The 12,747-nt window shown below is 68.1% G+C and carries 12 protein-coding genes; 7 read left to right on the top strand and 5 right to left on the bottom strand.

Going from position 1 to position 12,747, the window contains the following annotated elements:
• Genes AC4JJG_RS09125 through msrB form a run of 3 tightly spaced genes read left to right on the top strand, consistent with a single transcriptional unit; the run spans nt 1 to nt 3,308 of the window.
• A complete protein-coding gene (locus tag AC4JJG_RS09125; RefSeq protein WP_495400786.1) occupies nt 1–1,584 on the top strand; it encodes an alpha/beta hydrolase in 1,584 nt (527 codons plus the stop codon).
• Between the two features lie 57 nt (nt 1,585–1,641).
• The gene (locus AC4JJG_RS09120) at nt 1,642–2,865 is read left to right on the top strand and encodes a glycosyltransferase family 87 protein (protein ID WP_495400787.1); all 1,224 of its coding nucleotides are present in this window, start codon (nt 1,642–1,644) and stop codon (nt 2,863–2,865) included.
• Nucleotides 2,862–3,308, top strand: a complete 447-nt coding sequence (msrB, locus tag AC4JJG_RS09115; RefSeq protein WP_495400788.1) for a peptide-methionine (R)-S-oxide reductase MsrB — start codon at nt 2,862–2,864, stop codon at nt 3,306–3,308. The genes AC4JJG_RS09120 and msrB overlap by 4 nt, the downstream gene beginning before the upstream one ends.
• A gap of 24 nt (nt 3,309–3,332) precedes the next feature.
• Here the strand turns inward: msrB and AC4JJG_RS09110 are convergent, their stop codons facing one another.
• On the bottom strand, nt 3,333–3,869 hold the full coding sequence (locus AC4JJG_RS09110) for a hypothetical protein (protein WP_495405756.1): 537 nt from the start codon (nt 3,867–3,869) through the stop codon (nt 3,333–3,335).
• A gap of 155 nt (nt 3,870–4,024) precedes the next feature.
• On the opposite strand from AC4JJG_RS09110, the gene AC4JJG_RS09105 reads away from it, so the two are divergent.
• Entirely contained in the window at nt 4,025–5,020 is a 996-nt protein-coding gene (locus AC4JJG_RS09105) for a Dyp-type peroxidase (protein WP_495400790.1), read from the top strand.
• A gap of 59 nt (nt 5,021–5,079) precedes the next feature.
• Nucleotides 5,080–5,250: a hypothetical protein gene (locus AC4JJG_RS09100; protein ID WP_495400791.1), complete on the top strand. Its 171-nt coding sequence runs from the start codon at nt 5,080–5,082 to the stop codon at nt 5,248–5,250.
• A gap of 35 nt (nt 5,251–5,285) precedes the next feature.
• Here AC4JJG_RS09100 and hemQ read toward each other — a convergent pair whose 3' ends face one another.
• The 3 genes from hemQ to hemE are packed head-to-tail and all read right to left on the bottom strand — an operon-like array spanning nt 5,286 to nt 8,529.
• Nucleotides 5,286–5,981, bottom strand: a complete 696-nt coding sequence (gene hemQ, locus AC4JJG_RS09095) for a hydrogen peroxide-dependent heme synthase (RefSeq protein ID WP_495400792.1) — start codon at nt 5,979–5,981, stop codon at nt 5,286–5,288.
• Between the two features lie 18 nt (nt 5,982–5,999).
• Nucleotides 6,000–7,421, bottom strand: coding sequence for an FAD-dependent oxidoreductase (locus AC4JJG_RS09090; protein ID WP_495400793.1), 1,422 nt, complete (start codon nt 7,419–7,421; stop codon nt 6,000–6,002).
• 10 nt (nt 7,422–7,431) lie between these two features.
• Nucleotides 7,432–8,529, bottom strand: coding sequence for a uroporphyrinogen decarboxylase (hemE, locus tag AC4JJG_RS09085; RefSeq protein WP_495400794.1), 1,098 nt, complete (start codon nt 8,527–8,529; stop codon nt 7,432–7,434).
• 177 nt (nt 8,530–8,706) lie between these two features.
• Here hemE and AC4JJG_RS09080 point away from each other — a divergent pair, with 177 nt between their 5' ends.
• A complete protein-coding gene (locus tag AC4JJG_RS09080) occupies nt 8,707–9,336 on the top strand; it encodes a DUF3000 domain-containing protein (RefSeq protein WP_495400795.1) in 630 nt (209 codons plus the stop codon).
• Between the two features lie 19 nt (nt 9,337–9,355).
• The gene (locus AC4JJG_RS09075) at nt 9,356–10,618 is read left to right on the top strand and encodes an HRDC domain-containing protein (protein ID WP_495400796.1); all 1,263 of its coding nucleotides are present in this window, start codon (nt 9,356–9,358) and stop codon (nt 10,616–10,618) included.
• A gap of 112 nt (nt 10,619–10,730) precedes the next feature.
• On the opposite strand, the gene dxs is transcribed toward AC4JJG_RS09075, so the two are convergent.
• A complete protein-coding gene (gene dxs, locus AC4JJG_RS09070; RefSeq protein ID WP_495400797.1) occupies nt 10,731–12,716 on the bottom strand; it encodes a 1-deoxy-D-xylulose-5-phosphate synthase in 1,986 nt (661 codons plus the stop codon).
• Nucleotides 12,717–12,747 lie beyond the last annotated feature (31 nt).

Raw genomic sequence — 12,747 nt, 5'->3', positions numbered from 1 at the left:
ATGCGACGACTGATGCCGGCAGTGATGTCCCTGGCGGTATGCGCCACCGTCGTCCTCTCGGCCTGCACGGTGGGACCGGATCCGGGGCCCGGAGTGATCACCGGTGGCGGTGACAACGGGGGCGATCCAGCCACCTCGGAGTCCTCGGAGCAGAAGGCACTCCCGGCCATTCCCACGCCGGCCGCCGATCTCGACTGGTCGACCTGTGGCAACCGCCTGAATGCCGAACTCGGTGGCGTGGCCACGCCCGCCGGGGTCCGCCTCGACTGCGCCGACCTTCCCGTGCAATTGGATCCGGAACGGCCCGACGGCGGCACCGTGACCGTCGCGGTGACCCGCGCACAATTGGCGTCCACGCCGCGCGATGCCGCGCCGATCGTGCTCACCTCGGGCGCCGACCTTCCGTCGTCGCGGACCCTGCTGGTGCTGGCGTCCGGCGCGGGACGCTCACTGCTCGAGAAGCACCCGGTCGTCGCCGTGGACCGGCGCGGCATCCCGCGCAGCAATGCGGTGGACTGCATGACCCGCGTCGAACGGTCCACGCTGGTCCGCAGCGGTCTCCCGAGCGGGGACGGCCCAGGCTCGACGACGGCCCGGATCGACCGGCTGGCACGTGCGGCATCCTCGGCATCCGACGGGTGCACCGAGACCCTCGAGCCCAACCAACTGGACTTCGGACTGGCGGGCGCGGCAGCCGATCTGGAAGCCCTGCGGATCGCGTGGCGCGTCGACCGCCTCGCGCTGCTGGGCATCGGCGAGGGCTCCGATGTCGCTCTCGCCTATTCGAGCAATTACGCGGGCCGCGCGGGACGGTTGATCCTGGATACGCCGACCGCTTTCGGTGCTCCGACGCGTGACCGGGCCAAGCAACAGGCCGACGGCATCCAGAACGCGTTGCGCGCCTTCACCCAACGCTGCTCGGCGCTCGGGTCGTGTGCGCTCGGCGCCGACGGCATGACGACCATCGGCGACGTCCTCGAGCGTGGACGGACCGGGCGCCTCGGCCCCCTGTCGGACAGCGAGGCACTGTCCGCGATCACCACATCGCTGGCACTTCTCGGTCCCGAACCGGCGTCCGTACGCGACCTCGCGGGGGACATCGCGGCCGCCGACCGCGGCGACACCGGTGCGCTCGAGCGGCGGGCGGCACAGGCGACCGAACTCCGCCATACCGACGGCCAGCAGGTGTCCCGCTGCAATGACGTCCGCGGGCCCGTCGGACAGAACGAGATAGCTGGACTGGTGACCGCCTGGTCCAAACAGAACCCGCTGTCCGGGGCCGACCGCGCACTGTCACTCCTCCGGTGCAATGCGTGGGCGCCGGCAAACGCAGTCAATCCGCCGAACGCGCTGCCGGTCAACCCGCTGATCGTCACGGCCGCCGGAGATCCGATCAACGGCCCCGGCGGACGCGAGGCACTCGGTTCCTTGTTCATCAAGGCGGGCGTCCGGCCGACCACCGTCAGCTGGGACGGCCTCGGGTACTCCGCGGCCGCTCGCAGTTCCTGCGTCGGCGACCTGATCAGCCAGTACATGGGGAACGAACCGCTGTCGGGGCCGACCGACCGCGGATGCCCTTCCTGACCGTCGGCAGTCGGGTCGGCGCGACGTTTCGGCGCGCGAACGTAGTACGGTTCGCGGGTGGCGATTCTCGACAGGTACCTGCATCCACCGGTGAGTGTGGAGCGGATCATCCCGATGGTGTTGTGGCCGATCTCGCTGATGATGCTGTTCCAGCGTTCGGTCATCCTGGGAGTGAACGGTGACCGCACCGACGACTTCCGTCCCGTCTACGCGGCGGCATTCCGGTTCCTCAACGATCAGCCGGTCTACGGCGAGAACTACGCCACCGTCGACCCGCACTACCTGTACCCGCCGTCCGGCACCCTGCTGATGGCACCGCTGGCGGCCATCGACTACGAACGCGCGCGCTGGCTCTTCATCGCCGCGAGCGTCATCGCCCTCCTGCTGAGCGCCTACCTGCTGGCCCGCCTGTTCGGATTCGGCGCGCGGTCATGGGTCATCCCGGTCGTCCTGTTCTTCTTCTTCAGCACCGAGACCGTGTCGCACACCCTGATCTTCACGAACTTCAACTCGTTCGTACTGCTGGGCATGCTCGCCTTCCTGGTGTTGATGGTCGAGCGAAAAGACCTCTGGGCAGGCGTTCCGCTGGGTCTGACCTTCGCGGTGAAACCGGTGCTGCTTCCCTTGCTCCTGCTGCCGCTGCTGAGCAGACAGTGGCGGGTGTTCATCGCCGCGGTCGCGATACCCTTGCTACTCAACGTCCTTGGCTGGGTGATGATCACCGACGCCAACGACTTCGTGAACCGCACGGTGCCGTATCTGCGTGAAGCACGCGATTACTACAACAGCTCCATCGCGGGCAACGGCGCATACTTCGGTGTCGCCGACTGGCTGGTGCTCCTGCTCCGCGTCGCCTTTGTGCTGATGGCCGTGTTCTCCCTGTGGTTCCTGTATCGCTACTACCGCAAGACGGACGAGGTCCTGTGGCTGGCCGCCTCATCCGGCGTGCTTCTCGTGACGGAATTCCTGGTCAGCGCACTCGGCCAGGGTTACTACTCGATGCTGCTCTTCCCGTTGCTGATGACCGTCTTCCTGCCCGGCTCGCCGATGCGGAACTGGCCCGCCTGGCTGGGTGTCTACGGGTGCATGACCTTCGACCAGTTCTACTCGGTCCGGTGGGAGGCCTTCGGGCGGATGCTTGAGTTCAACAAGGTGACCTGGGGCTGGTCGCTCCTGATGATCGCGGTCTTCTGTTCCCTGCTGTTCCGGTACCTCGACATGCGCAAGGCCGGGGTCGCCGGTGGCATCCTCTCCGATAATCCGGTTACCGTGGAGAAATGACCGACGGAACCGGCGATACCTCCACCCCGCTGACCGCGGACGAGGCCAAGTCCCTCACCGACGACCAATGGCGCGTCCGCCTGAACCCGGCGGAATTCCGTGTGCTGCGACAGGCAGGCACCGAAGCACCCTTCGTCGGCGAATACACCGACACCACCACCCCTGGTGTGTATCGGTGCCGCGCCTGCGGAGCCGAATTGTTCCGCAGCACCGAGAAGTTCGAATCGCACTGTGGCTGGCCGTCCTTCTTCTCCCCGCTCGCCGGTGACACCATCATCGAACGCGAGGACAACTCACTCGGCATGCGGCGGGTCGAGGTGCTGTGCGCCAACTGCGGAAGTCACCTCGGACATGTCTTCGAGGGCGAGGGCTACGACACCCCCACCGACCTCCGGTACTGCATCAACAGCATCAGCCTCACGCTGGAGCCCGAGGAGACGTAGAGCGCGTCTGTATTCACCTCGGATTCACCTCGGGGCGTCGGGCACCGTCAACTGAGCGAACCTGTCGGTAGTACGAAATCGGTTGCGGTGCAACAGGTCCGCGATGTGATCCATACGCTCCCGGGATGCGGACAGCCCTCGGACGAACTGTTTGTCGACGAGTTGTCCGCCGACGCGGACATCGATGCGCCAGGTCATCAGCCGGAGCCACCGGAGAACGATCACCACGGGTGCCGCGAGCACGGCGACGACCAAGCACACCGCGTACAGGAATGCGTCGGCGACGAGATCCGCGACGCGGAGCGGAGCGTCGAACAGGCTCAGGAGGCGATCAGTGGTCGTCTCCTGAGCCTCCGTCTCGACGAGCTCATCGACGTGCGGCCTGATCACGACCGCTCCCCCACGCGTCTGATCGATCCGGACGACGCGCTCCGCCGTCGGCGGGAACTCGTCGCCGAACCGGGGTCGCCACGGCAGGATTCTGCGCGCCACGGTCCACTCCTGCGGAATACCTTGTGGTCCGGCCGATTTCGTCGGCCCGGATCGCGTGTTTCCGCCCATTCGGCCGATCGTAGCCCGCGGCGTGACCCCGGCGCACGGTGTCCGGGACGTGAACGACCCACAGTTGGCAGGCCGTGCACCGCCGATCGTTGGTAGCGTGCAGAGAGGGGTCGAATCACTCGTCACGCGCTCGGCCGCGTGCGCACAACCAGTCCATGTCGGGGACGGATTCGAAGAGGAGAGCTGCCATCAATCAGCCACAGCCCCCGGTACGTCCGCTCGATGCACCGGTCCAGACCGTCGTCCCACCGAACCTCCATTCCGCCACTTTTCTCGTTCTCTCGGTCAAGGATTCCGACGAAGCGCACAAGACCGTGCGGTCCGTCCTCGGCTCGACCGACGACCTGGTCAAGGACGTTCGTTCCCGCACGGGCATGAATCAGTTCAACTGCACGGTCGGCATCGGCCACCGCGTGTGGGAGGCCGTCACCGGCAAGCCGCTGCCGACGGAACTGGCACCGTTCACCGAGATCAAGGGAGCCGCGCATACCGCGGTGTCGACGCCGGGCGACCTCCTGTACCACATGCGCGCCGAAACCATGGATCTCATCGTCGAGTTCCAGAAGATCCTGCTGAATCAGTTCGGCGACGCCGTCACCCTGGTGGACAGCACCGCCGGATTCCGCTACTTCGACGGCCGTGACCTCCTCGGCTTCGTCGACGGCACCGCCAACCCCCTGGCTCCTGCCATTCCGGCGGCGGCCGTGGTCGGGGACGAAGACCCGGACTACGCGGGCGGAAGCTACATCGTGGTGCAGAAATACCTGCACGACCTGCCGGAGTGGACATCGGAGTCTGTCGAGGCGCGCGAGGACATCATCGGGCGAACCCAGTGGGACAACGTCGAGTTGCCGGATGCCGGTCCCGATCAGCAGAAGTCGCACAAGACGCTGTGCACCATCACCGACGACGAGGGCGAGCACGACATCCTGCGTGACAACATGCCGTTCGCGACGCCCGGCGACGGTACGTACGGCACCTACTTCATCGGCTACTCACGGCACCTGTGGGTCATCAACAAGATGCTCGAGCGGATGTTCCTCGGCGACCCTCCGCCGCTCCACGACCGCATCCTCGACTTCTCGAAAGCCGTGACCGGCGTGGTGTTCTTCGCGCCGGCACCGGGCTTCCTCGCCGATCTCGGTTCCTAGGCCGGACTCCCGCACCGATTAGTACTGCGTACGAAGCGGTGCGGGGTTACATTGGCCTCATGGTCAACGATCCGAAGAACCCAGATAACGATCTTTCGGCACTCGACGAGACCCCGGAAGAGGCCCAGCGAGAAAAAGAAGAGACCGAGTGGAACGCCCGCGAGGCCATCGGCACCGATCTGGATACCGACTCCGAGATCGAGCGCGATCAGCTGCAGGGCGAGGTCTGACCGCACACGGTTCGCGTGCTGCCCTGCTCAGCTGATCAGGGCAGCACGTCCACGAGTTCGGCGGGATCGATGCGCGGCCCGGTGAAGAACGGCGTCTCCTCGCGCACGTGCAGTCGAGCCTCGGTGGCACGGAGGTCGCGCATCAGGTCGACGATCCGGTGCAGCTCCGGGGCCTCGAAGGCCAGGATCCACTCGTAATCGCCGAGCGCGAAGGCCGGCACCGTATTGGCGCGCACGTCCTTGTACGACCGCGCCGCCATTCCGTGGTCGGCCAGCATCTTGCGGCGTTCGTCGTCGGGCAGGAGATACCACTCGTACGACCGGACGAACGGGTAGACGCAGATGTAGTTGCCCGGCTCCTCGCCCGCCAGGAACGCGGGGATGTGGCTCTTGTTGAACTCCGCGGGCCGGTGGACGGCGGCGTTGCTCCACACCGGGTTCGACGCCTTGCCGAGAATCGTCTCGCGGCGGAACCGTGCGTAGGCGGCCTGCAACTGCTCGATGGTCTCGGCATGCCACCAGATCAGGTAATCGGCGTCGGCCCGCAGACCCGACACGTCGTACATACCGCGCACCACGACACCGTCGTCCTCGAGTGACTTGATGAACTCGGCGATGTCGGACTTCGCCGCATCACGCTCGTCGGTCAGGTCGCCGGGGCGAACGGCGAAGGCCGAGAACATGAGATAGCGGATGGTGGCGTTGAGTTCTGCGTAGTCCAGGCGGCTCATGTCTCCATCGTGCCACCGTCACATGGGGGCGTCACCATCGAGGTCACCGAGGAGCTGGGAGGCGGCTCGCGTTGCCTGACCGATGCACGCGGGCACTCCGACCCCGGCATACGTCGCTCCGGCCAGCACCAGCCGTCGCGGGCGTCCGGCGACGACCTGCTCCATCGCGGCCAGATGACCGGGACGATAGACGGGGAGCCCGCGGTCCCAGCGACGCACGGTCACGTCGACGACGCTGTTCGACGGCGCGGCGACTCCGGCCGCGGCACACACGGCGTCGAGATCGTCGAGAGCCTCCGAGCGCAGACGGTCGTCGACACCCGGCTCGGTGTCCACGTCCGGAACAGGCGCACCGTGGCGCCCGAAGGACGCGCGCACCGACACCGGACGGTCGGGCGCCGACAGATGTGCCCACTTCTGCGAACTGAACGTGAATGCCTTGGCGTGCAGCGCTTCTCCCGTGGCGACGAGCACGCCCGAATGATCCGGTACCCGGGTGCCGGGTTCCAGCGCGATCGACACCACCACCGACGACGCACCCGGCACGTCGGCCAGCGCGGCGGCCGGCTCGGGGGCCGACGGCGCGAGCAGTCGGGCGGCGTCGGCGGCCGGCACCGCGAGCACGACGCCGTCGTAGTCGACGGCACGGCCGTCGGCGATCACCGACCACCCGTTCGCGGTGGATCGCAGTTCGTCCACGCCACGGTCGACGTGCGCGTCGATGCCTGCGGCCTGTCGCAGCGCCTCGATCAGAACCGCGTATCCCCCCACCAGTGTGCCGAAGACCGGTCCCGAACCCGTTCCGCGACTGATCAATTCGGTGACGGCGGCGGTGAGGCCGGGTGCGCCGTCGTCGAGCGCGCCGGCCAGTGCCGGGAGCGCCTCCCGCAGCCCGATGTCACCGGCCAGGCTCGAGTAGACGCCGCCCAGCATGGGATCCACGCTCCGCGCGACGGTCGACGGTCCGAAGCGCTCCCCCACCAGCTGACCCACCGTCGGATCCGCGCCCGGTGTCCACGACCAGGGCCGGTCCCGCTCACTCTCGATTCGCGCCAGATCCGCCGGATCGACAAGCCCCGCAACGGATTCGGGTCCGGCCGGAATCCCCATCAACGCGGGCGCGGGCAGCGGGTGCAGGCGCGAGCCCGACCAGATGGCCGGACGCCGGGTCGTCGGTGCGACCACCCGATCGGCGAGTCCGAGTTCGGTGACGAGGTCGATCGCCTCGGGGCGCCGCACGATGAACGCCTCGGCTCCCACGTCGACCGTCTGACCGCCGACCCCGACGGTGCGCAGGATGCCGCCCAGACGGTCGCCGCGTTCGAACAGATCAAGTGCGACGTCGGCGCCGAGTGCACGGCGCAGGCGGTACGCGGCGGTGAGCCCGGAGACTCCGCCGCCGATGACGGCGATCCTCCGCTGCGTCGCCGACCCCGTCATGGCCGGGGCGTCACAGACTGTGGACGAGCTCGACCACGTGGGTCAGTTCGTCGGGATCGGTGCCGGGCAGCACGCCGTGGCCGAGATTGAACACGTGACCGATGGCTCCGTGCGCCCGTGCGCGGTCGCCTTCGGCGACGATCCGCCGGACCGCGGTGTCGACCACGTCACGCCCGGCGAAGAGCAGTGTCGGATCCAGATTGCCCTGGAGTGCCTTGCCGGGGCCGACACGGCGCGCCGCCTCGTCCAGCGGCAGCCGCCAGTCGACGCCCACCACATCCGCGCCGGCCGCGCCCATCGCATGCAGCAGCTCGCCGGTGCCGACCCCGAAATGTATACGCGGCGCACCGTATTCGGCGATCTCGGCGAAGACCCGTGAGCTGTGCGGTGCGACGTGGGTCTGATAGTCGGCGAGCGACAGCGCTCCCGCCCACGAGTCGAACAGCTGCACGGCGTCGACGCCTGCCTCGAGTTGCACGCGCAGGAACCCGAGGGTGACGTCGGTGAGTCTGCCCATCAACTTGTGCCACAGCTCGGGAGCCCCGTGCATCATCGCCTTGGTGCGTTCGTAGTTGCGGCTCGGGCCGCCCTCGATGAGGTACGAGGCGAGCGTGAAGGGCGCACCCGCGAAGCCGATCAGCGCGGTGTCGTCACCGAGTTCGGCCAGGATCAGTTCGATGGCATGCGCGATGGCCCCCACCGACTCCGGTTCCAGGCGCGGAACGGCCGCGACGTCGTCGGCGGTGCGCACCGGATGCGCGATCACCGGCCCGGTGCCCGCGACGATGTCGAGGTCGACGCCGGCCGCCTTGAGCGGTACGACGATGTCGGAGAACAGGATGGCCGCGTCCACGTCGTGGCGGCGGACCGGCTGCATCGTGATCTCGCAGACGAGCCCCGCGTCGAAGCAGGACTCCAGCATGCCGTGATCGGCACGGATCGCACGGTATTCGGGCAGGGAGCGACCGGCCTGACGCATGAACCACACCGGCCTGCGGCTCGGCTGCTGCCCGGTGGCAGCCGCGACGAGCGGCAGGTGTGCGCGGCGGGCACGGCTTCCTGAGCTGGGGGACACTCGATTCTCGGACATCGACGCCCACTCTGCCATGTCACCTCCCGCGACGGCTCTCCCCTGTCCGTTCCGGGCGAATCGGGCCGGCGACGACGGCCTACCACCTCGGCCTCACCTCGGCGCGCCTCCGCAGATTCACGTCGGCGCGCCTCCGAGGATTTACGTCGGCGCGCCTCCGCCCACCACGACGTGCCCGGTCCTACCGTCTGGGGTGTGACCTCTCCTGGAGCTCCGACGGAGCCTGATGACTTCCGTGTCGCGGTCGCGTCTCTGAATGCGGCGCGAATCCGGCCGGAGATCGAGGTCGGCCCGATTCGGCCGCCCCAGCGTCTGGCCCCGTACAGCTATGCCATCGGCGCGGAGGTGCGCACCGCCGACGACCAGGACGATGTCCCCGTCGACTCGACCGGCAGCTCGTTCGGACGTCTCATCCTGCTGTACGACCCGGCCGGTCAGGAGGCATGGAACGGGACCATGCGGATGGTCGCGTTCATCCAGGCCGAGGTCGAGGCGGCACTCGCCATGGATCCGCTGCTGCCGGAGGTCGCCTGGAGTTGGCTCTCCGACGCGCTGGGTGTGCCGATCGGCGAAACGGCGTCGCGATCGGACACGATCACCGACCGTCGTATCGAGGTCACCGCCCTGGGTGGCACCGTGACATCGACCACCTCGGTCCGCTACGGGGATATCGCGGGCCCGCCCCGCGCCCACCAACTCGAACTGCGCGCCTCGTGGACGGCGAGCGGTCTGGAGCTCGCCGGACACCTCGAGGCGTTCTGCGAAGTGCTGTCCTCGGCCGCCGGCCTGCCCCCGGTCGGTGTCACAGAGCTCGGCTCCGTCTGAGAACGACTACGATCCGACAATGACCACCGACGACCGGCAGGTGGCAGAGGCGGATCCGCCGATCCCCGAGCCGACGCCGCTTCTCCATCCCGCCGACGGCGTACCGCGTGTGCTGACCAGCGCTGCGGACTTCGCGGAGGCGGCCGCGCAACTCGCGTCGGGCACCGGCCCGATCGCCGTCGACACCGAACGGGCATCCGGTTATCGCTATTCGCAACGCGCCTACCTCGTGCAGATCAAGCGGGTGGGGTCGGGCAGCTTCCTGCTCGACCCGATTCCCGAGCCCGACGCGCTCGCGCCCGTCATCGAGGCACTGGCCGGTCCCGAGTGGGTCCTGCACGCGGCCGACCAGGATCTGCCCTGTCTGCGGGAACTCGGATTCGAATGCCACACGCTGTATGACACCGAACTCGCGGGACGGCTCCTCGGTCTGGCGAAGGTCAATCTCGCCGCGATGGTCGCCGAATTCCTCGGACTCGGACTGCAGAAGGGCCACGGTGCTGCCGACTGGTCACAGCGTCCACTCCCTGACGACTGGCTGAACTACGCCGCCCTCGACGTCGAAGTCCTCGTCGAACTGCGCGACGCGATGGATGCGGCCCTCGCGGACAGCGGCAAGGACGGGTGGGCCCGGCAGGAATTCGAGTACGTCCGGACGCGTCCGGTGCCGCCGCCGCGAACCGACCGGTGGCGCAAGACCTCCAACATCCACTCGATCAAGAACGCTCGCGGTCTGGCCGCGGTCCGCGAATTGTGGACCGCGCGTGAAGAGATCGCCCGGCGCCGCGATGTGGCACCCGGCCGGGTCCTGCCGGACGCTGCGATCATCACGGCCGCCACCGCCATGCCCACGACCGCCGCCGAACTGACCCGGCTGCCGGTCTTCGGGGGCCCACGCCAGCGTCGCCAATCCGGCGTCTGGCTCGACGCGCTGCGACGCGCACGGGAGTTGCCCGACGGCCAACTGCCACCGCGCAAGACACCGTCGACCGGGCTGCCGCCCATCAATCGATGGGATCAGCGCAATCCGGAGGCCGCGGCGCGTGCCGCAGTCGTCCGCCCCGCAGTCCGGGAGATCGCGGAGAACAACGACCTGCCGGTCGAGAATCTCGTGGCCCCCGACGCGATCCGCCATCTGTGCTGGGACGGCGTCGGCGTGCCCGCGACCGTCGAGCGGGTCGATCGCCGGCTGGCGGACGAGAACGCCCGGCCCTGGCAGCGCGACCTGTGCAGCCAGGCGATCAGCGACGCACTGAATACGGTGGCTTCTCCCGCCGAGTAAGGTCAACGGATCTCGATACGCGTCCTCGCTGCACTCGGAGGCGACTCAATCAGCGACAAACTCGGCCGAGCACGCGTTGGTCGAGTAACCGCGTGTCGAGACCGCCGAACGTTTAGTCCGAGTCCGACGTCCGTGACGACTCGGCTTTGGCTGCCTTCTCGCCGCCGCCGGCGTCCGCGAAATCCTCCGCGTCCATCGCACCGACGGACTGCATGCGCGACACGGTCGCGGTGATGCTGCGTGCGAGATCCTGTGCGGTGAGACCGAATTCGGCCAGGATCTGGCCACGGGTCGCATGGGACACGAACTGCTGCGGAATGCCGTGATGCTGGATCGGCACGTTGACCTCGGCGTCGGCGAGCGCGTCACCGACGGCCGACCCCACGCCGCCACGGACGCCGCTGTCCTCCAGCGTGACCACCAGCCGATGCCGCTTCGCCAACTCGACGATCGATCCGGGCACCGGGAGCACCCAGCGCGGATCCACCACGGTGGCCTCGATGCCCTGGCTGGCCAGTCGCTCGGCGGCGTCGACGGCCATGCCGCAGAAAGCGCCCACCGCGACGATCAGGACGTCGCCCGACACCGAACTCGTCCGCTGCGTTGCCCGGTGCAGGACGTCGACCCCGTCGGCGAGCCGCTCCACCGCCCGGATGTCCTCGGGCACCGCACCTTTGGAGAACCGCAGTACGGTCGGCCCGTCGGCGACCGCCAGGGCCTCGTCGAATTCCTCGCGTAAGCGGACCGCATCCCGCGGCGCCGCCACGCGAATACCCGGGACGAGCGACAACAGCGACAGATCCCACATGCCGTGGTGGCTGGGCCCGTCCGGGCCGGTGATGCCCGCGCGGTCGAGAACCAGCGTCACCGGTTGCTTCAGCAGCGCCACGTCCATCAGGAGTTGATCGAAGGCCCGGTTGAGGAAGGTCGAATAGATCGCGACGACCGGATGCAGTCCGCCGAGCGCGAGGCCCGCGGCCGAGGTCATCGCGTGCTGCTCGGCGATACCCACGTCGAACACCCGATCCGGGTACTTCTCGCCGAAGGCGGCCAGACCTGTGGGACCCGCCATCGCCGCGGTGATCGCGACGACGTCGCGGCGCCGCGCCCCCGCTTGGACCAGCGCGGCCGAGAATACCGACGTCCAGTCCTGCGGCGACACGCTGGTGGCACGGCCCGTCTTCGGGTCGATCACCCCGGTGGAGTGCATCTGGTCGGCCTCATGGTTCTCGGCGGGCGCATAACCCATGCCCTTGCGGGTGACGGTGTGCACGATCACCGGGCCACCGAAACTACGCGCCTGACGGAAGGCCGACTCCAGCATCGTGATGTCGTGTCCGTCCACCGGCCCCACATACTTGATGCCCAGGTCGGTGAACATCGCCTGCGGCGCCAGCAGATCCTTGAGACCGCTCTTCATGCCGTGCAGTACCGCATAGGCCGACTCCCCGACGACCGGTACCTGCCGCACCACCTTCCGCCCCTCCTCGAGAAGCCGCTCGTAACCGGGCTGGAGACGAAGACCCGAAAGGTGCTGTGCCAGGCCACCGATGGTCGGGGCGTAGGAGCGCCCGTTGTCGTTGACCACGACGACGACAGGCCGATCACCGGCCGCGATGTTGTTGAGCGCCTCCCAACACATTCCTCCGGTGAGCGCGCCGTCGCCGACGACCGCGACCACGGTGCGGTCCGACTGGTCGGTGAGTTCGAAGGACTTCGACAACCCGTCGGCGTACGACAGGGCCGCCGAGGCATGCGAGGACTCGACCCAGTCGTGGTCGCTCTCGGCGCGCTCCTGATAGCCGGTCAGGCCGCCCTGCTGGCGAAGGTCACCGAAGCCGTCGCGGCGCCCGGTGACGATCTTGTGGACGTAACACTGGTGACCGGTGTCGAACAGGATCGGGTCCGACGGGGAATCGAAGACGCGATGAAGTGCCAGGGTCAGTTCGACGACGCCGAGATTCGGTCCGAGGTGCCCGCCCGTCGCGGACACCTTGTGGATGAGGAACTCGCGGATCTCCCCTGCCAGCGCGATCATCTCGTTCGTCGACAACGAACGCAGATCTGCCGGTGAATCGATTCCCTCGAGCACGCTCATCGACTCCTCCATAACCGTCGCGGGCTGTTGT

The organism is Gordonia sp. B8661-1, from assembly GCF_059427765.1.
The sequence above is the reverse complement of the archived record's forward strand: the minus strand, read 5'-3'. Positions and strand labels throughout refer to the sequence as shown.

Coding starts and splice junctions, on each gene's coding strand:
- AC4JJG_RS09125 (WP_495400786.1), top strand. CDS start 1: ATGCGACGACTGATGCCGGCAGTGATGTCCCTGGCGGTATGCGCCACC.
- msrB (WP_495400788.1), top strand. CDS start 2,862: ATGACCGACGGAACCGGCGATACCTCCACCCCGCTGACCGCGGACGAG.
- AC4JJG_RS09110 (WP_495405756.1), bottom strand. CDS start 3,869: ATGGGCGGAAACACGCGATCCGGGCCGACGAAATCGGCCGGACCACAA.
- AC4JJG_RS09105 (WP_495400790.1), top strand. CDS start 4,025: ATGTCGGGGACGGATTCGAAGAGGAGAGCTGCCATCAATCAGCCACAG.
- AC4JJG_RS09100 (WP_495400791.1), top strand. CDS start 5,080: ATGGTCAACGATCCGAAGAACCCAGATAACGATCTTTCGGCACTCGAC.
- hemQ (WP_495400792.1), bottom strand. CDS start 5,981: ATGAGCCGCCTGGACTACGCAGAACTCAACGCCACCATCCGCTATCTC.
- AC4JJG_RS09090 (WP_495400793.1), bottom strand. CDS start 7,421: ATGACGGGGTCGGCGACGCAGCGGAGGATCGCCGTCATCGGCGGCGGA.
- hemE (WP_495400794.1), bottom strand. CDS start 8,529: ATGGCAGAGTGGGCGTCGATGTCCGAGAATCGAGTGTCCCCCAGCTCA.
- AC4JJG_RS09075 (WP_495400796.1), top strand. CDS start 9,356: ATGACCACCGACGACCGGCAGGTGGCAGAGGCGGATCCGCCGATCCCC.
- dxs (WP_495400797.1), bottom strand. CDS start 12,716: ATGAGCGTGCTCGAGGGAATCGATTCACCGGCAGATCTGCGTTCGTTG.